17 protein-coding genes are annotated in these 23,067 nt (G+C 43.5%); 9 read left to right on the top strand and 8 right to left on the bottom strand.

Annotated elements, in window-relative coordinates:
- Positions 1 to 2 precede the first annotated feature (2 nt).
- The 4 genes from NXR94_RS01445 to ftsY all read left to right on the top strand — a co-directional run bounded on the left by NXR94_RS01445 (position 3) and on the right by ftsY (position 2,876).
- Complete coding sequence (locus NXR94_RS01445) at positions 3 to 1,454, top strand: aminopeptidase P N-terminal domain-containing protein (protein WP_258102780.1); 1,452 nt, start codon at positions 3 to 5, stop codon at positions 1,452 to 1,454.
- A gap of 45 nt (positions 1,455 to 1,499) precedes the next feature.
- A complete protein-coding gene (rpmG, locus tag NXR94_RS01440) occupies positions 1,500 to 1,682 on the top strand; it encodes a 50S ribosomal protein L33 (protein WP_258102779.1) in 183 nt (60 codons plus the stop codon).
- 2 nt (positions 1,683 to 1,684) lie between these two features.
- Entirely contained in the window at positions 1,685 to 1,837 is a 153-nt protein-coding gene (locus NXR94_RS01435) for a DUF4295 domain-containing protein (RefSeq protein ID WP_258102778.1), read from the top strand.
- A gap of 82 nt (positions 1,838 to 1,919) precedes the next feature.
- Positions 1,920 to 2,876 (top strand): signal recognition particle-docking protein FtsY, encoded by a 957-nt coding sequence (gene ftsY / locus NXR94_RS01430; RefSeq protein ID WP_258102777.1) that lies wholly within the window; start codon positions 1,920 to 1,922, stop codon positions 2,874 to 2,876.
- On the opposite strand, the gene NXR94_RS01425 is transcribed toward ftsY, so the two are convergent.
- The gene (locus tag NXR94_RS01425; protein ID WP_258102776.1) at positions 2,877 to 3,500 is read right to left on the bottom strand and encodes a DUF6134 family protein; all 624 of its coding nucleotides are present in this window, start codon (positions 3,498 to 3,500) and stop codon (positions 2,877 to 2,879) included.
- A 157-nt stretch (positions 3,501 to 3,657) separates the two neighbouring features.
- Between NXR94_RS01425 and NXR94_RS01420 the strand changes: the two genes are divergently transcribed.
- Positions 3,658 to 5,829, top strand: coding sequence for a hypothetical protein (locus NXR94_RS01420; protein WP_258102775.1), 2,172 nt, complete (start codon positions 3,658 to 3,660; stop codon positions 5,827 to 5,829).
- Here NXR94_RS01420 and NXR94_RS01415 read toward each other — a convergent pair.
- The 5 genes from NXR94_RS01415 to NXR94_RS01395 all read right to left on the bottom strand — a co-directional run bounded on the left by NXR94_RS01415 (position 5,813) and on the right by NXR94_RS01395 (position 14,503).
- Positions 5,813 to 6,736: a DMT family transporter gene (locus NXR94_RS01415; RefSeq protein ID WP_258102774.1), complete on the bottom strand. Its 924-nt coding sequence runs from the start codon at positions 6,734 to 6,736 to the stop codon at positions 5,813 to 5,815. The two genes, NXR94_RS01420 and NXR94_RS01415, sit on opposite strands and share 17 nt — an antisense overlap.
- Complete coding sequence (locus NXR94_RS01410; protein ID WP_258102773.1) at positions 6,705 to 7,355, bottom strand: lipoprotein signal peptidase; 651 nt, start codon at positions 7,353 to 7,355, stop codon at positions 6,705 to 6,707. The genes NXR94_RS01415 and NXR94_RS01410 overlap by 32 nt, the downstream gene beginning before the upstream one ends.
- Positions 7,355 to 10,681 carry an isoleucine--tRNA ligase gene (gene ileS / locus NXR94_RS01405; RefSeq protein WP_258102772.1) on the bottom strand — a complete coding sequence of 1,109 codons (3,327 nt, stop codon included), beginning with the start codon at positions 10,679 to 10,681 and terminating at the stop codon, positions 7,355 to 7,357. Before ileS ends, NXR94_RS01410 begins: the two co-directional genes overlap by 1 nt.
- Before the next feature lie 27 nt (positions 10,682 to 10,708).
- Complete coding sequence (locus NXR94_RS01400; RefSeq protein WP_258102771.1) at positions 10,709 to 13,078, bottom strand: RND family transporter; 2,370 nt, start codon at positions 13,076 to 13,078, stop codon at positions 10,709 to 10,711.
- 72 nt (positions 13,079 to 13,150) lie between these two features.
- Entirely contained in the window at positions 13,151 to 14,503 is a 1,353-nt protein-coding gene (locus NXR94_RS01395) for a deoxyguanosinetriphosphate triphosphohydrolase (protein WP_258102770.1), read from the bottom strand.
- Positions 14,504 to 14,573: 70 nt separating this feature from the next.
- Here NXR94_RS01395 and NXR94_RS01390 point away from each other — a divergent pair, with 70 nt between their 5' ends.
- The gene (locus NXR94_RS01390; protein ID WP_258102769.1) at positions 14,574 to 15,362 is read left to right on the top strand and encodes a TIGR00266 family protein; all 789 of its coding nucleotides are present in this window, start codon (positions 14,574 to 14,576) and stop codon (positions 15,360 to 15,362) included.
- Positions 15,363 to 15,408: 46 nt separating this feature from the next.
- Here NXR94_RS01390 and NXR94_RS01385 read toward each other — a convergent pair whose 3' ends face one another.
- Together NXR94_RS01385 and NXR94_RS01380 are read right to left on the bottom strand one after the other, a co-directional pair.
- Complete coding sequence (locus NXR94_RS01385; protein ID WP_258102768.1) at positions 15,409 to 16,191, bottom strand: zinc-dependent peptidase; 783 nt, start codon at positions 16,189 to 16,191, stop codon at positions 15,409 to 15,411.
- Between the two features lie 2 nt (positions 16,192 to 16,193).
- Entirely contained in the window at positions 16,194 to 17,741 is a 1,548-nt protein-coding gene (locus tag NXR94_RS01380) for a glycine--tRNA ligase (RefSeq protein ID WP_258102767.1), read from the bottom strand.
- A gap of 441 nt (positions 17,742 to 18,182) precedes the next feature.
- Between NXR94_RS01380 and NXR94_RS01375 the strand changes: the two genes are divergently transcribed.
- The 3 genes from NXR94_RS01375 to ccoN all read left to right on the top strand — a co-directional run bounded on the left by NXR94_RS01375 (position 18,183) and on the right by ccoN (position 23,067).
- Positions 18,183 to 20,582 (top strand): heavy metal translocating P-type ATPase metal-binding domain-containing protein, encoded by a 2,400-nt coding sequence (locus NXR94_RS01375; protein WP_258102766.1) that lies wholly within the window; start codon positions 18,183 to 18,185, stop codon positions 20,580 to 20,582.
- A gap of 165 nt (positions 20,583 to 20,747) precedes the next feature.
- The gene (gene ccoS, locus NXR94_RS01370; protein WP_258102765.1) at positions 20,748 to 20,939 is read left to right on the top strand and encodes a cbb3-type cytochrome oxidase assembly protein CcoS; all 192 of its coding nucleotides are present in this window, start codon (positions 20,748 to 20,750) and stop codon (positions 20,937 to 20,939) included.
- The gene (gene ccoN, locus NXR94_RS01365) at positions 20,902 to 23,067 is read left to right on the top strand and encodes a cytochrome-c oxidase, cbb3-type subunit I (protein ID WP_258102764.1); all 2,166 of its coding nucleotides are present in this window, start codon (positions 20,902 to 20,904) and stop codon (positions 23,065 to 23,067) included. The genes ccoS and ccoN overlap by 38 nt, the downstream gene beginning before the upstream one ends.

Genomic DNA, 23,067 nt, shown 5'->3' with positions numbered 1-23,067 from the left:
GCATGAAGAATAGATTATTAATAGCATGTTTCCTGCTTGCATCCCTGGGGTTACTTGCACAGGATCTTCCGAAAGACTTTCTCACCTCAGACTTTCATAAGGAGAGGAGAGATGTTCTTAGAAAAAAAATGCCTGCTAATTCGGTAGCGGTATTTTTTGCCAATCCCGTACGAAATAGGGCCAATGATGTGGACTACGTCTATCATCAGGATCCAAACTTTTACTATTTGACAGGATACAAAGAGCCGCATGCAGTCCTTTTGATATTTAAGGAAAAACAATCTGCGCCTGCAGGGGGCCCATATAATGAAATTATTTTCATTCAACCCAGGGACGCGATGGCTGAAATGTGGACGGGACGAAGGCTTGGTGTAGAAGGAGTGAAGGAAAAGGTGGCTATCAATCAGGTTTTTAACAACACTGAATTTGAAGACTACAATCTTGATTTTTCAAAGTTTGACAAGGTACTATTCTATGACTTCTTCAATGATGTTAGAAACACCAAAGTAAAGGGAGACCTTTATGATTTGATTGCCTGGTTCAAGCAAAAGGTTAATTATCCCAACGAAACCGATTTGGAACTGGAGCCTCAGGTAAACAATCTCGACATGGAAGCCCTCGATCCAATCATGGATGATATGCGTGGAATAAAGACCAGCGAAGAGCTTGATTTGTTGAAAAAGGCCATTGATATTTCCTGTATTGCTCAGACGGAGGTAATGAAAGCTATGAAGCCTGGGATGTCGGAAATGGAAATCCAGGGGCTGCATGAATTCATTTTCAAGAAGTACCAGTCCGAATATGAAGGATATCCCTCAATTGTAGGAGCAGGTCACAATGGTTGTATCCTTCATTATATTGAAAATTATAAACCGCAGGTAGATAGTGATGAGATGATCCTTATGGATCTGGGAGCGGAATATCATGGCTATACTGCAGATGTTACCAGAACCATTCCGGTGGACGGAGAATTTTCAAAAGAAGAAAGGGCTATTTACGATTTGGTGTACAAGGCACAACAAGCCGCGATAGAGGCATGCAAACCGGGAATGAACCTAAGAAAGGATTTGGATACTGATATCGCAAGACGAATTATCAATGAGGGTCTGGTGGAATTGGGGATCATCAATGATGTCAATGAAAAGCATTTGTACTACCCTCATGGACTTGGTCATCATATAGGGCTGGATGTTCATGATAAAGGAAAGCGTGATGCCCTTCAGGAAAATATGGTTATTACTATTGAGCCCGGGATTTACATTCCAGAGGGATCAGATTGTGCTAAAAAATGGTGGGGAATTGCAGTGAGAATAGAAGATGATATCCTCATTACTAAGGATGGCTATGAATTACTTTCGGATAAAGCACCCCGTAAGAGCGATGAAATCGAGGCAATGATGAAACAACCGAGCATTTTTGATAATTTTAGTTTGCCAAGTTTGGGAACAGAATAAATTATTTTCTACATTTGCACTCCTTTTAAGTAAACGGGCAACAAAATGGCAAAGAAAGGTAATAGAGTACAGGTAATCCTAGAATGCACAGAGCATAAAGAAACTGGCATGCCTGGAACTTCAAGATATATCACTACCAAAAACAGGAAAAACACTACTGAGCGTATTGAGCTTAAGAAGTACAATCCTATTTTGAGAAAACACACTGTTCACAAAGAAATTAAATAACCATGGCTAAGAAAGTAGTTGCGACCCTAAAACAACCAGGTGGAGCCAAATTCGCCAAAGTGATTAGAGCGGTAAAATCTGAATCTGGCTCAATCTCTTTCAAAGAAGAAATGGTTCCTGAAGCACAGGTTAAAGACGTACTTGCTAAAAAGTAAGAACCGAAACAATATTTATTGTAATTTGAAAGTCCCTCTTTGAAGGGACTTTTTTGTTTTCATTCACCGAAATGCAATCGAAATGGGGTTAAAAAGTTTTTTCTCCAAGGAAAAAAAGGAATCTCTTGACAAGGGTCTGGAGAAGTCTAAAGAAAGCCTTTTCAGTAAACTGGGAAAAGCAGTGGTTGGAAAATCTACTGTTGATGATGAAGTACTGGACGAGCTTGAAGAAGTATTGGTGACCTCTGATGTAGGTGTGGAGACCACGGTGAAAATAATTGAGCGGATTGAGGAACGTGTTGCCAGGGATAAATACCTCAACACGAGCGAACTTAACTTGATTTTAAGAGAGGAAATTGCAGGATTACTTTCTGAGAACAATACCCAGGATCTTGTTGATTTTGACCTTCCGAAGGTGGACGGCCCATACGTTTTGCTGGTGGTAGGCGTAAATGGAGTTGGTAAAACCACCACCATAGGAAAATTAGCTGCGCAGTTAAAGGGACTAGGTAAAAATGTCGTGCTGGGTGCTGCTGATACCTTCAGAGCGGCGGCTGTAGATCAGCTGGTAATGTGGGGAGAAAGAGTAGGTGTGCCTGTAATACATAAGGGTATGAATACAGATCCTGCCTCTGTGGCTTTCGAAACGGCTAAATATGGTGTTGATAACGGGGCAGATGTGGTGATCATCGATACTGCGGGCAGGCTACATACTAAGGTTAACCTCATGAATGAGCTCACAAAAATTAAGAAGGTCATTCAAAAATTTATTCCGGAAGCTCCACATGAAGTTTTGTTAGTCTTAGATGGAAGTACCGGACAAAATGCCTTCATTCAGGCCAGGGAATTCACCAAGGCTACGGAAGTGACCTCGCTGGCGATCACCAAGTTGGATGGAACAGCCAAGGGCGGGGTAGTGATTGGTATTTCTGACCAGTTTAAGATTCCGGTAAAATATATTGGTGTTGGAGAGAAAGTCACAGACCTTCAGGTTTTCAACAAAATGGAGTTTGTGGATTCTTTCTTTAAGAAGAACTAACTACTCTTTATTAGCCGTACGGGACTTGATTGTGGCCAAAGTCTCAGGTTTTATTTTGATGTAGAAGGTGGCAAAATCGCGAATCACCTTTACCTCAGTGCAGTAACCATACTCATATTTGTAGATGTTTTCTCCATCGGGAGATCTTAGTCGATAGCGATGGTCGCCAAGATCCTCAAAGGTGAGATAGGTTCCAAAGTACTGCGAATAGCATCTTTTCTCTTCAATAGGCTCTTGATGATAAACTTTTGCCATGGATTCAAAAATGGCCGACTTCTCCCCCATAGCTGTAATTCCATCTATAAGTAGTTCGTAGGATCCATCTTCATTTTTTTGAATGGTCGTTTCTTTTTGCTTCATGTCATTCAGGGTGTTGTATCCCTGACCTGAAACCAGCATTCCTTTTTCGAAAGATTCGGTGAGAGAGTATACTACCCGAAATGAGAAAAGTACCTTAAACTCGACCTGGTTCAGTATTGAGTAAGTCTGAATTTGCCCGTTCCATTTTTCTAATACATCCAATGAACCGATGTGGTTGTCATTTCTGACAATGTCATAATGAAGGTTCTGAGCTGAAACATTTAGCCAGAGAATGACAGAGAATATGGTTAGAGAGCTTTTCAAAGGTTAGCAAATGCATGGAAGGCGATCATACACAATAATGACGTATAAAAATCGTGTTTTTATTATTAAAAAAGAAGGTAAGTATATGCAATAAGAATGTTTACAGATACCGAATTGATGCCTTTCTTAATCAGATGTGATAAAATTTCTTGGATTTATGCATTTACTAGCATCTTTGCAGCATTATTTGAAACTAAACGAATATCCATTGCGCTTTCTTTTTGTAATCTGCTTTACCGCTCTCCTTTCGTTTCAGCTATCAGCCCAAATCGAATTTTCAGAATCGAATTTCGTTGATTTGAGAATGTACATTGATACCAGCTCTTATAGCTGGGAGGAGGACCGGATCAGACACCGGGGTAAAGACTATCTTCCTTTTGAATACCAGGAGGAACAGGAAGTAGCGGAAGTATATCTGTACTTTGACCGTGGTGAGGGCATTCAGGAAATTGAGCTTATGCCATCATCTGATTTCGAAATACAGGACTCCATCTTCATCATTGATGATCATGCTACGATGAAGGTGAAATTTAGGGAGCTGACGAATGCCAACTTTCTAAAATTTTCCTTTAAGGTAAGAAAGAGAGATAGCGCGGTATCTTATGTCAATCTCCCGCTATTCCCATATACCTATACCTACGTCAAGTATTACGCTCCTGATGAGCAACTTTACATTGGTGAGGAAAAGGTGACCGAGATTACGACGAACAGGCCGGATAACATTGTGATTGATAATCGGTGGACGGAGCATCAACCGATCAACTATCAAATGCGAAAGGACGGAAGCAGGATTTTGTTAAACCTCGAGCCGACCCAACTGGGGACTCAGTCAATCCGAGTCCCTATCTCAGTAAAGAAGCCTTATGTGAAGGATGGCGTGGTAAGATATGATTTGCCGTCAATCGAGCAGTCCTTTTCTATCAAGACGGGCAGACTGGCCTTTTTGCAAATGGATGAGCAGGAGATCACTCCGAATGACGATAAAACGGAACCGGTGGTCATTCAAATGGAGTCCAGCAGGCTGCTTCTTATGGGTAAAACCTATCGGGTGGAAAACCAGGAAGAGCCGGGAGGAGCGCTGGTCGCTGAGCTATTCACTAAAAACCGACTCAATAATGACAAGGTGCTTTGTTTGCTCAGACCTTATGCGCATCATCGAAAATCAGATGGATACCTGTACGTCAAAGATGGGGATAGCCCAAGGTTCGTTACTAATGTAGATATCACCCCCAAGTCACAGATCAAAGACATCTATCTCCAAAGAGAGGGTGAGGACTGGGAAAAGTCCAATGTAGTGTACCCGGGTGAAAGCCTGAGTGTGCGTATTGAAGGAGTAGCACTCCATAAGTCCCAATTTAGTTTCCCGGGGATTGAGAATTTGCAGTTGGACTCGCTTATAAGAAATGAGAGCATCGCAGTTTTCAAGATCAAAGTTCCTATTGATATCTCAGCGACTAAAATCGAGATCTTTGATCGGTCGAATAACACAAATAAATACCTTGAGGTGAAGGAGTTCCAAAGACCACGGCCTTTTGATTTTATCAATTTGGAATTGGGACACGAGGAACATACGGTGAGTGAGGTAGATCGTCCCATATACTATGAGGGTAATCTGACAGATCTTGTGATTTCCTTTGATCGAAGTAAAATCGATCAGAACAGAGACATCAATGGTAAGCAGTATATAAATATCAAGGTCAAGGTTTCCAATAAGGATGGCAACCTGATCGAACTCTATGAAATTGATGAGGTGGTGGTCTGCCCTAATGAAAAGTCAATACGATCGGCTCATTATAAGGATCCTAATTGCGTGTCAAATGGCATCAATTTGAATAACTACCTTTCAAAGAAGACATACGACATGGATGAATGGTCGCGTATTGAATTGCAGATCAGCCATGTCAAGGATAAATACCAGGAAAAAACGGAGAGTAAAAAGATTCAGATCTACCTAAAGCGGAAATACAATTTTGATATAGATGTTTCATTTCCAGGGGGTCTCCTGATACTTAAAGCAAAGGAAAGGGACTTCTCTAATTTCTCTGGGGTAAGCTTTGCCATGATTGCGCAATTCAGTTTTTATCAGCCCGGAAAGATTGCCAAATACCAGCCTTACAAAGTTGGAGCGGGATTCATAGCGATTGATGCGTTTAATTTTTCCGAAAGTGCGTCCAATCGTGATGTAGGTTTGGTGGTGATCGGTTCGCTCTATCCATCATCTGGAGCTAATAGGAAGCTCACCTTCCCGCTTTATGCTGGTTTTGGATACCTGATGAAAGAGCGAAAATTTTTCTCGCTCATAGGTCCTGGGATCAGGGTACGGTTTTAATCTTACTTCTTTCCCCTATGATCACCCCGGAAATCACTACAATGGCACCGATGATTTGAATCAGTGTGAGGCGCTCGTCAAGAAACAGATAGGCTAGTCCCACAGTGGAAATGGGACCTAAACTTCCCATAATGGAAAAACTCCCTGCTCCAATAATTTTGATGGAGTAGGAGATTAAGAAGGATGGAATAACCGTGGCGAATATGGCCATTGCCAAACTAATCCAGTACACTTCTTGAGGCTGGTTAAGTACTATGCTGATATTGGTGGATATTGCATAATGGGCGATGACACAAATGCAAGAGATGATCATCGCGTAGGCCGTGAATCTGCTCGCCCCAAATTTGGGAATCAACCATCCGGATCCAACCAAATATCCTGCATAGGTGAGGGCGCTTAAAAAAATCAAAATTCCGCCCAGAACTACGTTAGCGCTTTGTCCCTCTGATAACTCAGATGAAAAAACGATGGCTACACCGATATAAGTCATGAAAATACCCATGGCCTGATTTCGGGTGATTTTCTTCTTCAAAAAGATGAAGGAAATGATAAATACCAGTGTCGGGTAAATGAAAAGGATCAGTCGCTCTAAACCGGCTTTGATGTATGTCAGGCCTTGAAAATCGAAATAACTGGCCAAATAATATCCTATGAATCCAAAACCTGCCAATGAAAGGTAGTCTGACCTTTTTAGCGAAGGCAACACAACGGGTTTCTGTATCGCGGAAATAACTAAATAGAATGGCAGAGCGAAAACCATTCTGAGCAGTAGAAGGGTAACGGCATCCGTATCAAATTGATACGCCATCTTGACCATTACCGCTTTGCTGGAAAACAGTAATATTCCAGCTATTCCAATGATAATGGCAAATCCCCTACTTTGAGATGCTTTCTGGCTCGGAAGCATTCTCGGTTGCAGTTTCCTGAAGACCCTCTTTGGAAGGAAAATATTTTTTCTGATAGATCAGGATAAAGGTAATACCCAGGAAAATGGCAGAATCGGCTACATTAAATACAGGCCATAGTGCCATATAATCTCCACCAAGAATTGGCACCCAATCGGCAATGCGCCCTTCCCAGATATCGATATAAAACATGTCAATCACCTGACCGTAAAACCATGGGGTCGGTGCATTATAGGCTGCATTATCAAGCCAAACACCATAGAAAATACTATCTATAAGATTACCAATAGCACCACCCAGGATCATGGCAATGCAGATCATGAGGCCCTTTGGAGATTTTTTTTCGTAAAGAGTATAGAGGTAATAACCGATAGCCACCATCGCAGCCAAACGAAACAATGACAGGATCATTTTACTATTGTCAAACGGCATTTCCATGCCGAAAGCCATCCCCGGGTTGGTAAGGTAGTGCAGCTTGAACCAGTCATCGAAAATTTTTATTTGACCCTTGGTGCCCATTTCCATGTTGAAATGAACAATCATTTTCACGGCCTGATCTAACAGGATCACGCCCGCACTGATCACATAAAAGACGAATAACTTCGGTTTTCTACTGTCCATTATTTTGCAATTTCTATACCTACCGTGATCTCCAACCCATCGATATCGAGCGCTGTTCCATCGGCTATCTTTTCTCCAAACTCTAATTTAAGGGCTTGGGTTTCCTTTTGAATATAGTTTTTAAATTCTTCTATTGAATTTTTAACCAATTCTTCCTGTGTAGAATAAATGACATTGATCTTATCCTGCACTTCCAGTCCCTTATCTTTTCTAAGATTTTGAAGCCTGTTGACTACATCACGACTAAGGCCCTCTTTCTTAAGCTCATCAGTAATGGTGATATCGAGCGCTACGGTGAGTCCTCCTTCACTGGCTACCAACCAGCCCGGAATATCCTCCGAAGTGATTTCTACATCTTCCAAAGAAAGGATAATACTTTCGCCATCGATAGTGAGCTCAAACGAACCGGATTTTTCGAATGCTTTGATTTGATCCTGATCCATCCCATTGATCTGAGGCGTGATCAATTTCATTTTAGCACCAAAAGTTTGACCCAGTTTTCGGAAGTTCGGCTTGATCTTTTTGACAAGAACGCCTGAATCTTCACCCACATATTCAATTTCTTTTACGTTGATCTCGGAAATGATCAGCTCTTCAACACTTGCGATACTTGCCTTGTCATCCGGGTTTAATACCGGAACAAGGATCTTCTGAAGCGGCTGTCTTACCTTGATCTTTTCCTTTTTCCTTAGTGAGTGCACGAGTGAAGAGATGTCCTGGGCAAGGTGCATGCTCTTACTCAATTTAGAATCAACCAGACTTTCATCCGCCTGTGGGAATTGTTTCAGGTGGACAGATAGTTCTCCTTCCTCTCCTGTCAGATTCTTATATAACCATTCTGCGTAGAATGGTGCAATTGGGCTCATCAATTGGGCCACAACAGATAAACATTCATAAAGCGTCTCATAAGCCGCCTGCTTGTCAGCATTGAGTTCACTCATCCAGAACCGTTTCCTTGACAAGCGCACATACCAGTTGGAAAGCTGGTCACCAACAAAGTCCTGAATAGCTCTAGCCGCCTGAGTAGGCTCATAGTTTTCGTAGAATGAGTCTACTTTTTGGATCAGGGTCTGAAGCTCTGAAAGTATCCAGCGGTCAAATCTTGGTCGATCATTCACAGGGATCAACTTATCCGGATCAATACGAAATCCATCCAGATTCACATAGAGTGAAAAGAAGGAATAGGTATTGGTCAGCGTTCCAAAAAATTTCCGCTGTACTTCTATCACACCATCCAGGTCAAACTTCAGGTTGTCCCATGGATTGGCATTGGAGATCATATACCATCTGGTAGCATCCGCACCGTAGGTATCTAAGGTCTCAAACGGGTTGATCGCATTACCCAGACGCTTCGACATCTTGTTGCCATTCTTGTCCAGTACGAGTCCATTGGCGATCACGTTTTTGAAGGCTACCTTATCATAAAGTAAGGTGGCAATGGCATGAAGGGTAAAAAACCAGCCTCTTGTTTGGTCTACACCTTCGGCTATAAAGTCTGCCGGATAATTGGCATCAAAAATATCCTGATTTTCAAATGGGTAATGCCATTGTGCATAAGGCATAGCTCCTGAGTCAAACCATACGTCGATCAGGTCTGGCTCGCGATACATCGGTTGTCCCGATTCACTCACCAGGATCACGTCATCCACGTATGGTCGGTGCAGGTCAAAATCATCTCCGATTTCATCCTTCATCAATCCAGCAGCGATAGCCTTTTTGACCTCTGTTTTTAATTCTTCAATACTGCCAATGCATTTTTCCTCTTTGCGGTCCTTGGTTACCCAAATCGGAAGTGGTGTACCCCAGAAACGAGAACGGCTGAGGTTCCAGTCTACCAGATTTTCCAGCCAGTTGCCAAATCTTCCTGATCCGGTAGAAGCCGGCTTCCAGTTGATCGTATTATTCAAAGCAACCAGTCGGTCCTTCAATGCAGTGGTTTTGATGAACCATGAGTCCAACGGGTAGTAAAGAACCGGCTTATCAGTTCTCCAGCAATGTGGGTAGCTGTGCTCGTATTTCTCTACTTTAAATGCTTTGTTCTCTTCTTTGAGTTGGATTGCGATAAGGACATCAGTAGGCTTAAAGTCAGCGACATTTCTATCCTCATCCTCGAAATATTCCTCTTTTACAAAGCAACCCGCATAATCGGTCACCTCATCAACAAATTTTCCTTGTTTGTTGACCAAAGGAGCGTCATATCCAAGTTCATCTTTCACTGTGATGGCAGAGATTCCCGCTACGTCAGCAACACGTTTATCATCCGCACCAAAGGTTGGTGCAATGTGAACGATACCTGTTCCATCTTCAGTGCTTACAAAGTCTCCCGGGATCACTTCGAACGCCTTTCCTTCAGGCCGCACGTAAGGCATCAGCTGTTCATATTGTAGACCAACAAGTTCTGAGCCTTTCAATTCCTTAACAACCTGCCACGGAATCAATTTATCTCCTTCTCTGTAGTCGTCAAGTGCAAGATCGGCTGACTTGTCGGAGAAATATTTTTTCAACAGATCCTTGGCAAGGATCACGTTGATTTTTTCGTAGGTATACTGGTTATAGGTACTTACCAATACGTAGGTGATGTTCTCACCGATAGCCAAAGCACTGTTCGAAGGTAGGGTCCATGGTGTGGTCGTCCAGGCCAGGAGGTGTACCTGATCAGCAACTCCTATCTGCGTGGCATTTTTAACTTTAAACTGTGCAACAACAGTGGTGTCCTTTACATCCTTATAAGTTCCCGGTTGATTGAGCTCGTGAGAACTTAATCCAGTACCTGCCGCTGGGGAGTATGGCTGGATGGTATAGCCTTTATATAGTAGGCCTTTATCATAAAGTTGCTTCAGCAAATACCAAAGCGACTCCATATAGTTCTTATCAAAGGTGATATAGGGATCATTAAGGTCTACCCAGTAGCCCATTTTCTGAGTCAGCAGGTCCCATTCGTCTTTGAACTTCATCACCGCTTCACGGCATTTCTGATTGTATTCAGCAACGGAGATGGTCTTGCCAATGTCATCCTTTTTGATGCCAAGCTCCTTCTCTACCTGTAGCTCTACCGGAAGGCCATGGGTGTCCCAACCACCCTTTCTTTTTACCTGAAATCCTTTGGTGGTCTTGTAGCGACAGAAGATGTCCTTCACGGCTCTGGCCATGACATGGTGAATGCCGGGAGTTCCATTTGCTGATGGAGGGCCTTCGTAGAATGTGAAGGTAGGTGCACCCTCACGCTCAGTGACGGACTTTTCAAACACCTTGTTTTCTTCCCAGAACGCTAACATTTGCGCTGCGATTTCCGGGTACTTTACCTGCTTGTATTCTGGATATTTCACCTTTTATCTGCTAGTTAACCTTTGAATTTATTTTGTTAGTTCCTCTTCGCCTTCTTTGAACTCAGGGAACTCTTCTATCAGTGGATGTTCCTTCTTATTGATTTTTCCTGTATCAAATTGAAGTAGCAATGCCGGCAGTACAATGAGATTTGCAAACATGGCTAATAGCAAAGTGATAGAAGTTAGCTTTCCTAATGCCACGGTTCCTCCGAATTCAGAGGCGGTGAAGATCACAAATCCGAAAAAGAGGATGATCGAAGTATAGATCATACTTGCTCCTGTTTCCCTCAAACTCTTACTAACTGCAATGGGGACAAAGAAATTATGAGCGAAAAGTTCCTGACGATATTTCGCCAAAAAGTGAATGGAGTCATCAACTGAGATACCAAATGCAATGCTGAATATCAATGCTGTACTTGGCTTTAAAGGAATGCCGAAGTATCCCATAATTCCTCCAGTAATTAGAAGCGGGATCATATTCGGAATCAATGAAATAATGATCATTCGTACATTTCTGAAAAGCATAGCCATGATCACTGCAATGATGCAGAATGCGAAGATCATGGAAGTGATAAGATTGTCAATGAGAAACTTATTGCCTTTGATAAACAAAGGAACAGTGCCTGTCACCTTTACGATCATGTCCGTATCCCCAAAAATCTCATCAATTTTTGGAGTGATCACTTCGTTGACCAGAGAATCCATTCTGATGGAACCTATATCAGGCATTTTAAGAGAGATGCGAAGCATCTGACCTGTAGAATCTACAAATGACTTGGCAATCCCCTCCTGATCGCCTTCCTCTTTCAGGTAGCGAAGAATGAAATTGCTTTCCCTGTTATTTGGGAGAGAGTAATAATTCGGGTTTTGCTTATAAAAAGATTGTCTTGCTGCCTTGATGAAGCTTACTACTGATACAGGCTGTGAGATCAAATCCATTGAGTCGAGAAACATTTCAAACTCGTTGACCTTTCTGAGGTTACTCATCCGCTGAACACCTCTTTTTTTCCCGGTATCAACGATTACCTCCAAAGGCATGACTCCACTAAACTGTGTTTCGAAGAAGGTAAGCTCTTTTTTCAGTGGGCTATCTTCCGGCAGGTCATCCACCATATACGAATTGGCCTTTACCTTGGAGATCCCATAGCCTGCTGCAATAACTAAAACAATCGTCAGAAGAAATACTAGTTTGCGATGCTTGTGAACCGCGACATCCAGAAAATTCAGCACACTCCCCAGAGCTTTAAACTCTAAGTGCTTCAAATGTCTTTGGCTTGGCGGCTTAAATAATGAGAACACCGATGGGATCATGATGGTACTCACCACGAAGGTGCACATGATGTTAAGACCCGCCACGATTCCAAATTCTTTAAGGATAGGAATGTCGGTAAACACCAACACAAAGAAACCAACCGCTGTAGTGAAATTGGTGATGAAGGTCACCACCCCAATATTTTGAATGATCTTCCCGAGTGCCTTCATTTGATCGCCGTGAGTGGAGTATTCATGGTGATACTTGTTGAGCATGTAGACACTATTGGGGATACCAATGACCACAATAATGGATGGGATCAGCCCAGTGAGCAGGGTGATTTTGTATTGTAGCAATGCAAGGGACCCCATGACCCAGACTACGATCACGCCTATTATGATTAGCGGAAAGAATACGGCCTTGGCAGATCGGAAAAAGAAGAACAGGATTATTCCGGTTACAATAACCGAGAAGACCAAAAACTTATTGAGCTCCTCCTTAATTTTTAGGGTATTCACGGCCCTTACATAAGGAAGCCCGGCATAATTTATTTCAATGCCAGTAATCTCAGAGAATTGCTTTCCGGCTCGTACCACATCATCGATCATGGTAAAGCGGTCCTCTGAATTCAGTACTTTCTTGTCAACTGTGACCAGTATGAGCGTTGCCCCATTTTCCTCGTTAAGTAACTGACCTGAATAGAACTTGAGGTCTTTTGCAATTCCCAAAAGGCTGTCAAGTGTTTCCTGATCTTCCGGTATTTCAGGGAAAAGAGGTTCCAGTTCGAAGCGCTTTTTTGCGTCATTCTTCTCCAGCATTCGCAAATTAGCCAGCCCTAATACGGACTTTATACCTTCTATACGTTCCAACTCATTGGTCAGGAAACGCATTTTTTTGAAATTATCCTGTTCGTAAAGAGCGCTATCCAGAATGCCGAGGGCAAGGATATTCCCATCCTCTCCAAAGGTCTCTTTAAATTCCTTGAAGACGATCTGATCAGGATCATTGTCAGGTACAATGTTGGCCATGTCATAAGACCAAAGGATGTTCTGTGACTGATAGGCCATAAATAGGGTAATAACCCCTAAAATCACCATCAGGGTGATCCTAAACTTAAGAATGATATTTGCTATGTGGGTCCACATTGGAAAATGAGGTGCAAAGGTAATTATTTTATTAAGTTACCGATGCGATTAAGTAATTGATATTAAGGGCTTTTATGCTTTAGAAATTGGGAGCGAAAAACCATGAATAATCTTGTACAATTTGATCGCATGACTATCGGTCAGGCTGGAGATAAAATCCATAATGATCAGCAATAGTTCATAAGTGGTCAGGCCTTCCTTTTGAATCTTTAGGCTAATGCTTTCCGGGAGTAATCTCAAAACGGTTTTTTGTCTGTTGGTGAGTTGATTAGGATTGAATTTTTGTTGATATGCGCCAAGGCAAAAGGCCTCCATCAGCTTTCCAATAATCTCAAAACCACCAGTTTCCCGCTCTAAGACTTGCTTCGCTCTGTAAATCTTCTTTACGGAAAGCGCAGAAATTTCTGAAAGGATCGCGGCGGATGGAATCAGGTCCGTCAGTGCCTGATCAAATTCACCTGAGAGCATTTGCTCTTCATTGGCAAGAAAAACATCAACCGATTCCTGTATCAGTTTACCGATGGTCATGGCACGGAGCAATCCCAGCTTTTCGTTTTGACCCGGGATCTTATTCAGCTTCTCTTCATTAAAGCTTTCACCGATGATCCTGGCAAGTAATCCTTTAGTCACTTCAAAATCGACAAGACCAAGTCGTGTGCCATCTTCCAGATCGATGATGCCATAACAAATATCATCTGCAGCTTCTACTAAAAATGCCAACGGATGTCTGACCCATGTCTCTTCATCCAATTTCCTAATCTGCATCGTTTCAGTCATCATCCGGAAGTAGGACAATTCGCTTCGATAGATGCCGTACTTCTTCTGACTCTTTCGTGAACTGTCCTTTTTTGCAAAAGAAGTTTTGGGATATTTTGTGAAGGCACCAAGGCTGGCATAGGTCAGTCTGAGTCCACCGTGGGCCTCGTCATTAAGAATACGAAAACCTTGGGCGTTTCCTTCAAATGAGATCAGATCCTGCCATTCTTTATCACTAACTAATTTCTGAAAAGCATTACCTTTTTCATTGTCCATAAAAAATGCGGAGATTGCTGTCTCTCCGGAGTGTCCAAACGGAGGATTGCCCAGGTCATGAGCCAGGCTGGCCGCTGCCACGATACCTCCAAAATCATGAAAAGTGTAGCCCACATCCTGAAGGTCGGAATACTTCGCAATGACTTTTTCTCCCACTGCTTTTCCCAATGATCGACCGACACTGGATACTTCAAGGCTATGTGTAAGTCGTGTATGAACAAAGTCGTCCTCCGGTAAGGGGAATACCTGTGTTTTGTCCTGAAGTCTACGGAATGGATGTGAAAAGATCAGTCGATCAAAATCCTGCTCAAACCTGCTGCGGGTTTCATGCGAAAGCTCTATGTCTGTTTTGTCTCCGAATCTTTTGGGTGAGAGAAGGTTGATCCAGTTCATCAATTGATTTTTGATTTGGAAGGGTGAAATTGGTTAGTTTTAACTACAAAGCCAATGCAAAAATAGAATTATGAGATCACACGAAATAGATTATCAGATTTTTGGAGATGATATGCAGATAGTGTCAGTTGAGCTGGATCCGGGTGAGACAGTGATTGCTGAGGCTGGTGCTATGAACTGGATGGATGAAGGTATTGGCTTCGAGGCCAAAATGGGAGATGGATCGCAGCCTGATAAGGGACTGTTTGGTAAGCTCCTAGATGCAGGGAAAAGAGCGATTACCGGAGAGTCCATTTTTCTAACACATTTTACAAATAATGGATCTGGTAAAAAAGAAGTAGCCTTTGCAGCTCCATACCCGGGAAAAATTGTTCCGCTGGATTTAAAGGTGTTTGGGGGAGAGATCTTGTGTCAGAAAGATGCATTTCTCTGCGCGGCTTTAGGAACTTCGGTTTCTATGGCATTCAATAAACGTCTTGGGGCTGGCTTCTTTGGTGGAGAGGGCTTTATCCTTCAGAAATTATCCGGTGATGGAAATGTGTTTATGCATGCTGGCGGTACAGTGATCAAAAAGGAGTTGAAGAATGAGAAGCTCTTAATTGACACTGGATGTATTGTCGCTTTTTCTACAAGCCTGGATTATGATATTCAGCGGGCTGGAAACCTGAAGTCTATGTTTTTCGGCGGTGAGGGTCTTTTTTTGGCGACACTTAGGGGTACCGGAACAGTTTATTTGCAAAGTCTTCCTTTCTCCAGACTGGCTGATCGTATTATTCAACACGCTCCTAAGATGGGAGGTTCTTCAAAAGGGGAAGGCTCGGTGTTAGGAGGTTTGGGAAGAATGTTGGATGGTGATTGATAGATCATTTTTCGGCTAAGCTCAGCAGGGGCTCATCATAGATCAATCAGATTGATTTCATCAAAAGTAACGGGTCTTGCTGTAATAACCTGCACATCGTGCGATACAGTGTTTCATTATATTCAGAAAACTCCATGGGTCTCTCGAAGAAGTTCTCAACTGCCACAGAGAAAAACTCAGCATGGTTAGTGCCACCGTATTCACGGAAAAAGTGCCCGGTACCATTATTGATTTTCTCCATTTCCTGACCAGCTAGGGCCTGCCACATGCGGATGTCATCATCGTCCATGAATCCAAACTCATCATTCATGATCACATTTTCGAGTTGGAGAGCATGCGCCATTTCATGCAAACCAAGGTTAACGCCTTCATTGATGGCATAGCCTTCCACAAAATATCTCCAGGAAAGGACGATGGTACCAAACCGGGGATTGACCTCGCCCTTATGAAAGCGTTGAGAAGTGGTACTGAAGAATTGATCAGGATAGACTATGACCCTTTCAAAATGTGACAATATCACATCATCAAAACCAAAGGTCAGCTGGATGGCCGATGCAGAGATCAAAATCTCCATCTGATCCGTGATCATTGGCATTTCTCTTGGGATGAACTCGGTAGTTTCCCGAAACCTTTTAACACGGTATTCGAATATTCGTCTTGACCGTGAAGGAAGCATGCGGTAAAACTCGAAGTTTTTGTTCAGCGTGTCTCGCTCCCTCCTGGAAAGTGGGTTGGACCAGCCCTGCGCAGAAAAATACTCCTGCATACGGTTTGAGCGAAGTGCTACAATAACCGCTACTGCTATCAATAAGACTAATGCCCAGATCAAAATCAGATGGATCTAAGGAGTTTTTTCAAGCTCACTTTGTCTTCCAATGTTGCGATCAGCTCATCCACAGAAACACGTTGCTGCTCCATAGAGTCACGCTCACGGATGGTGACGGTATTGTCTTCCAAAGTCTGGTGATCTACCGTCACACAGTAAGGGGTTCCGATCGCATCCTGTCTTCTGTAACGCTTACCGATGGCGTCTTTGGCATCATATTGTGCGTTGAAGTCCAACTTGACCGCGCTCATGATCTCTTCCGCCTTTTCAGGCAGACCATCTTTGTTCAGGAGCGGTAAGACTGCTACTTTTACTGGTGCCAGTACCGGAGGAATTTTCAAGACAGTCCTGCTACTGCCATCTTCCAATGTTTCTTCAGTGTAGGAAGAAGACATTACCGCAAGGAACATTCTATCCAGTCCGATGGAAGTTTCCAATACATACGGAGTGTAGCTTTCGTTGGTAGCCGTATCGAAGAATTTCAGCTTTTTACCTGAGAACTTCTCATGCGCACCAAGGTCAAAGTCTGTTCTGGAGTGAATACCTTCAAGCTCTTTGAAGCCCATCGGGAAGTTAAATTCAATATCGCATGCTGCGTTGGCATAGTGTGCCAGGTTCAGGTGGTCATGGAATCGGTAGTTGTCCTCTCCCAGCCCTAAAGCCTTGTGCCACTTGATTCTTTTTTGTTTCCAGTGCTCATACCAATCCATCTCCGTACCCGGCTTGATGAAGAATTGCATCTCCATCTGCTCAAACTCCCTCATACGGAAGATAAACTGACGCGCAATGATTTCGTTTCTGAAAGCTTTTCCAATTTGGGCGATCCCAAAAGGAGGCTTCATACGACTGGTTTTCTGTACGTTCAGGTAGTTGACGAAAATACCCTGGGCTGTTTCCGGACGCAGGTAGATTTTCTCTGCACCATCTGCTGTGGAACCCAGTTCTGTAGAGAACATCAGGTTAAACTGCCGAACGTCTGTCCAGTTTCTGCTACCGGAGATTGGGTCGGCAATTTCAAGGTCCACGATCAGTTGCTTCAATGCCGCCAGATCACCACCCTCAATCGCCGATTTCATGCGGTTCTCAATCTCCTCGATCTGACCTTTATATTTTAGCACGCGCTCGTTGGTGCTTACAAACTGTGCTTCATCAAAACTGTCACCAAATCTTTTGGCAGCCTTCTGAACCTCCTTGTCGATCTTGGCTTCGATCTTGGCCATTTGCTCTTCGATGAGCACATCTGCACGATACCTTTTTTTCGAATCTTTGTTGTCGATCAAAGGATCGTTAAAGGCATCTACGTGACCGGAAGCTTTCCAGGTGGTTGGGTGCATGAAAATCGCTGCATCGATACCCACGATGTTTTCGTTCATGCGCACCATGGCTTTCCACCAGTACTCTTTGATGTTATTCTTCAGTTCTACCCCATACGGACCATAATCGTAGGTCGCGCCCAGCCCGTCATAAATCTCGCTCGATGGGTAAATGAATCCGTACTCCTTACTGTGAGAAGCTATATTTTTTAATGTGATTTGGTCGTCAGAATTTGCCATAGCCGCAAAGATATAATTTCGAGCAAGTTTTTAAACACATATCTATCTATTGCAGATATATCCCTCTTTGAAAAAGGGGGTGGTCGAAGACCGGGGGATTTAGGAGAGAAAGGACATTGTTCTACTTCTCCTGACAGTCGGGCTGTTCGCGCTACATGCCTGCCTGCCGCAGGCAGGGTAGCTTGCTTCCATCCCGTCTAGTTGGCAGCGGCAGTTCCTACGAGACAGGAACCCGATTGATGGCTTGACTTCAAGTCATGCAATCAATGCTTAACCTTCCAAAAGTTTGGAACTTTTGGAGGGTTTTTCTATCGCCTTTGCTGGTATTCTGCTCTTTCATGCGCATGAGCCTTGACATCTTTCACCCTTACCCCTGACGATCGTCAGGTTTTTCCGACCCCGCAATGCTCAATTTTGAACTTGCCAAAATGGTGAATACTAATGATTGAGGAGGAAATCGCGGTAGATCAAAAGCAAGTCTGCGCTCATTGTGGCGATGACTGCAAGGAGGAACCTATTCTGTTTGAGGAGAAGGTTTTCTGCTGTCATGGCTGTCAGGCGGTATATGAGTTGCTTGAGTCCAGCGATCTAGTAGGTTATTACGACAACGATCAACTGAAGGCAAGTAAAATCCTCGATCGTGATATTGCCAACAGGAAGTTCCAGGCGCTTGATCTCCCTGAAGTTCAATCCAGTCTGTTCAGGTATCAGGATGAAGTGAAATCAGTGGTCAGATTCTATCTATCTGGCATCCATTGTAGCTCCTGTATCTATTTATTAGAGCATTTGCCAAAACTTAATCCTGCGGTACTACGAGCCGAAGTTAATTTCATTCGGAAAGAAGTCTCCCTGACTTTCAACCATCAGGAGATCACGCTTAAAGAGACTGCAGTCTTGCTGGCAAGTTTGGGATATCCCCCCACGATCAACCTGGATAGCGTTGATGGGCCAAGGAACAAGTCAAAACGCAGTTCCCTTGGAATGAAGATTGCGCTTGCTGGATTCTGCTTTGGTAATAGCATGTTGATCAGTCTTCCGGAGTACCTGGATACTGGTTTTCAACTGGATGAAAACTTGAAAATGTTATTCGGTTGGGTAAATATTATCATGGCCCTTCCGGTGGTTTTCTATGCGTCGCAGGATTATTTCAGCAGTAGCTGGAAGGGACTGAAACATGGATATTTAAATATTGATCTGCCTATTTCTCTTGGGATCATTACACTGTTTGCGCGAAGTATGTATGAAATTCTCTGGGCCGTCGGCCCGGGCTACGTGGATTCATTGACAGGATTGGTATTCTTTCTTTTGCTGGGTAAATGGTACCAGGGAAAAACCTACGAGGCACTGAGCTTTGACCGGGATTATACTTCCTATTTTCCAATTTCGGTTTTGAGATTAACCGACAGTGGGGAAGAAACTGTGATGTTGAAAAACCTGAAGGTGGGTGATCGCATCATCATACATAATCAGGAGCTGGTACCTGCGGACGGAGTGATTGAGGAGGGGGAAGCGAAATTGGACTATAGCTTCGTGACAGGAGAGTCCGATCCTACCTTGAAATATGCCGGAGATAAAATTTTTGCAGGTGGTAGACAGATTGGAGGACAACTGGTGGTGAAGTTGGAGAAGGCGGTCAACAACAGCGAACTCACCCAGATGTGGAACAATCAGCCATCAGAAAACGAAAGGGTTAATAATTATGACCAGCTAATCGATCGGGTGAGCAAGTACTTTACCATAGTCGTGGTGATGCTTGCGTTGGGCACCGGGGTCTATTGGCAAATTTCCGACCCGTCAAAGGTTTGGGATGCTGTAACCGCGGTGTTGATCGTAGCTTGTCCATGTGCCCTCGCACTGGCGTTACCATTTGCTTTTGGTCATGCCATGAGGATCTTAGGATCTCAGGGCATCTACCTTAAAAATGCCAATGTGGTAGAAGCCGTTTCTCATATCAGGGAGATCGTGTTTGATAAAACCGGTACCCTGACCAAAAACAACCCCCTTTCGTTGACTTTTAATGGTAAATCGTTGACCGAAGAAGAAAAATCACTGATCAAAACAGTCACATCCAACTCGGCACATCCTTTAAGCAAAATCATAACGGACCATTTCGATCGCTCAACCAAAAAACTCCCTATTTCAGCTTTTGAAGAAGAGATAGGTAAGGGGGTCATAGCCGAAGTGGAAGGCAATGCAATTCGGATCGGCTCAGCCGTATGGCTGGATGTTGAATCGATCCATTCCAGCAACAATGAAATCCGGGTTTATATTCAAATTAATGGGTGGAACAGGGGTTACTACGCTATCCAGGTCGAATACCGGGAAGGAGTATTTGAAGAACTAAAATTGCTGCGAGATCACTATAAGCTGCACCTGCTTTCTGGCGACAAAGAAACTGAGCAGCAAACCCTCAGTCCTTATTTTGACAGTTTGAATTTCAATCAGAAGCCTTTAGATAAGCATGAATATGTTCAAGGCTTGAGCCAGTCTGTGCTGATGATTGGTGACGGGCTGAACGATGCTGGTGCACTTAACGCTGCTGATGTGGGGTTCGCAGTTTGTGAAGACATCCACCAGTTTTCTCCGGCCTGCCACGCGATGGTTTCAGCAGATGCTGTCCCCAGTATTGGTAACGTACTGAAATTTTCAAAATCAGCGATGACTGTAGTGGTTATTGCCCTGACCATGGCATTTGTATACAATGTTATTGGTCTTTCCTTTGCAGTCTCAGGAAACCTCACCCCCATTATTTCTGCGATTTTAATGCCGGTGAGTTCTGTGACCGTGGTGGGCTTTATCACACTTGCTGTTAATTGGTTAGCCAGAAAAACTTTTTCTTAATCATAACTCTCCGTGTCTTCTGTTTTCTCCGTGGTGAGGAAAAATAAATACACCACGAAGACCACAGAGAATTGTCGTTGGACATCATTGACCTGACAAAAATCAGTTTATCCCTTGAAAACCCTCATCATTTAAGGTTGATAGTCCTCGTAATCTTGCTTTCTAATGAGTGTAATAATTATCATGATTGGAATTAGTTTCCTGGTTGCTGCAAGCTTCCTCGTTGCTTTCATTTGGGCGTCCCGTACCGGTCAGTTCGATGATGATTATACACCTTCAATTAGGATTCTGTTTGACGACGAAACAAAACAATCAACTAATGGAAACAACCTTAGTAGCAGCGAAAGAAGAAAGTAAGACTGGGCTGGATACCTTTTATTATGACAACTCCATTGTACGGATGTTTCTCATAGCGGCCACCATTTTTGGGGTGGTAGGTATGTCAGTAGGCCTGTTGGCTGCCTGTCAGTTCTTTTGGCCGGAACTAAACTTTGGCCTGCAATACACCACCTTTGGTCGTATCCGTCCACTCCATACCAATGCAGTGATTTTTGCATTTGTGGGGAACGGAATTTTTGCCGGAGTGTATTATTCACTTCAACGCCTTTGTAAGGCAAGAATGTTCAGCGATCTGCTGAGCAAAATCCACTTCTGGGGCTGGCAATTGATCATATTATCTGCTGCCATTACGCTCCCATTGGGATTGACTTCCGGTAAGGAATATGCTGAGCTTGAGTGGCCAATAGACATTGCTATTGCCTTGATCTGGGTGGTATTTGGGGTGAACATGTTCGGCACCATCCTCAAGAGAAGAGAAAGACATCTATATGTAGCTATTTGGTTTTTCATTGCCACATTCGTGACGGTGGCGATGCTGCATATCGTAAACTCATTTGAGCTACCTGTCAGTCTTTTCAAAAGTTATAGCTGGTACGCGGGTGTTCAGGATGCCTTGATCCAGTGGTGGTATGGTCACAACGCTGTGGCGTTCTTTTTGACTACACCATACCTCGGATTGATGTATTATTTCATTCCTAAGGCAGCCAACAGGCCGGTATACTCTTATCGTCTGTCTATTGTCCATTTCTGGGCCTTGATTTTCATCTATATATGGGCAGGACCACACCACCTGCTTTATAATTCATTACCTGACTGGGCTCAGTCTTTGGGTACGGTATTTTCTGTGATGTTGATTGCCCCATCATGGGGAGGAATGTTGAATGGGTTGCTTACCCTTAGAGGAGCCTGGGACAAAGTTCGCGAAGATCCTATCCTAAAATTTATGGTGGTAGCCGTGACCTGTTATGGTATGGCCACCTTCGAAGGACCAATGCTTTCGTTGAAAAACTTTAATGCGGTAGCACATTTTACAGACTGGATTGTGGCTCACGTACACGTAGGTGGTCTTGGCTGGAATGGGTTCATGACCTTCGCGATGTTGTATTACCTGATCCCAAGGTTGTATGGGGTAGAACTTCATTCTAAGAAATTGGCGAATACTCACTTCTGGATTGGAACGCTGGGAATCATTTTCTATGCGCTTCCGATGTACTGGGCTGGTTTTGTTCAAAGTTTGATGTGGAAGCAATTTGCTCCTGAAGGTACTTTGGTTTACAGCAACTTCCTTGAGACAGTTACTCAAATCATTCCAATGTATATGCTCAGAGCGTTGGGTGGAGCGCTTTACTTGTCCGGTGTATTTGTGATGATTTATAACCTGTGGAAAACTGCAGCAGCCGGAAGCTTCATAAAAGATACCAAAGCAGAAGCAGCACCTTTGATCAAAGAATATAAACCTGCAAAATCGGAGCATTGGCATAGAAGAATCTTCGAATGGAGACCAGTCAATCTGATGGTTTGGAGTTTGATTGCTGTAGGTATCGGTGGAGTGGCTGAGATCGTGCCAACCTTCCTGGTAAAATCCAATGTACCTACAATATCAAGTGTCGAGCCTTACACTCCGCTGGAATTGACAGGGCGTGACATTTATATCAGGGAAGGATGTTATACCTGCCACTCGCAGATGATCAGACCTTTCAGATCAGAAACCGAGCGTTATGGTGAATATGCCAAAGCAGGCGAGTTTGTTTATGATCACCCTTTCCAGTGGGGGTCTAAAAGAACCGGGCCAGACCTGCTCAGGGTCGGTGGAAAATACCCGCACAGCTGGCATTATTATCACATGCTCGACCCGACCAGCATGTCTCCAGGGTCAATTATGCCTCCATACCCATGGCTTTTTGAACAGGACTGGGATAAAGAACTGCTCCCTGGAAAGATAAGCGCGATGCAAACACTAGGAGTTCCATATGCTGATGGCTATGCTGATCAGGCCCTCGGTGATGCCGAAAAACAAGCGGCGAAGATCGTAGAGGACCTGTACAATCAAGGGGTGAAGGTGGTGCCTGAGAAGGAGATCGTAGCATTGATCGCCTACCTGCAGCGCATCGGTACAGACATTAGTAAAGTCGAAGTTTCTCAATGA

The sequence above is a fragment of the Marinoscillum sp. MHG1-6 genome (genome assembly GCF_024714475.1).
GTDB lineage: Bacteria > Bacteroidota > Bacteroidia > Cytophagales > Cyclobacteriaceae > JAMZMI01.
Note: the sequence above shows the minus strand (reverse complement) of the source record. Positions and strands in the feature narration are given on the sequence as shown.

What these genes read in the sequence shown, in the direction of transcription:
- NXR94_RS01380 (WP_258102767.1), bottom strand. Translation starts at nt 17,741, where the DNA reads ATGGCAAATTCTGACGACCAAATCACATTAAAAAATATAGCTTCTCAC.
- NXR94_RS01445 (WP_258102780.1), top strand. Translation starts at nt 3, where the DNA reads ATGAAGAATAGATTATTAATAGCATGTTTCCTGCTTGCATCCCTGGGG.
- NXR94_RS01400 (WP_258102771.1), bottom strand. Translation starts at nt 13,078, where the DNA reads ATGTGGACCCACATAGCAAATATCATTCTTAAGTTTAGGATCACCCTG.
- ccoS (WP_258102765.1), top strand. Translation starts at nt 20,748, where the DNA reads ATGAGTGTAATAATTATCATGATTGGAATTAGTTTCCTGGTTGCTGCA.
- rpmG (WP_258102779.1), top strand. Translation starts at nt 1,500, where the DNA reads ATGGCAAAGAAAGGTAATAGAGTACAGGTAATCCTAGAATGCACAGAG.
- ftsY (WP_258102777.1), top strand. Translation starts at nt 1,920, where the DNA reads ATGGGGTTAAAAAGTTTTTTCTCCAAGGAAAAAAAGGAATCTCTTGAC.
- NXR94_RS01375 (WP_258102766.1), top strand. Translation starts at nt 18,183, where the DNA reads ATGATTGAGGAGGAAATCGCGGTAGATCAAAAGCAAGTCTGCGCTCAT.
- NXR94_RS01435 (WP_258102778.1), top strand. Translation starts at nt 1,685, where the DNA reads ATGGCTAAGAAAGTAGTTGCGACCCTAAAACAACCAGGTGGAGCCAAA.
- ccoN (WP_258102764.1), top strand. Translation starts at nt 20,902, where the DNA reads ATGGAAACAACCTTAGTAGCAGCGAAAGAAGAAAGTAAGACTGGGCTG.
- NXR94_RS01420 (WP_258102775.1), top strand. Translation starts at nt 3,658, where the DNA reads ATGCATTTACTAGCATCTTTGCAGCATTATTTGAAACTAAACGAATAT.
- NXR94_RS01390 (WP_258102769.1), top strand. Translation starts at nt 14,574, where the DNA reads ATGAGATCACACGAAATAGATTATCAGATTTTTGGAGATGATATGCAG.
- NXR94_RS01410 (WP_258102773.1), bottom strand. Translation starts at nt 7,355, where the DNA reads ATGGACAGTAGAAAACCGAAGTTATTCGTCTTTTATGTGATCAGTGCG.
- NXR94_RS01415 (WP_258102774.1), bottom strand. Translation starts at nt 6,736, where the DNA reads ATGCTTCCGAGCCAGAAAGCATCTCAAAGTAGGGGATTTGCCATTATC.
- NXR94_RS01395 (WP_258102770.1), bottom strand. Translation starts at nt 14,503, where the DNA reads ATGAACTGGATCAACCTTCTCTCACCCAAAAGATTCGGAGACAAAACA.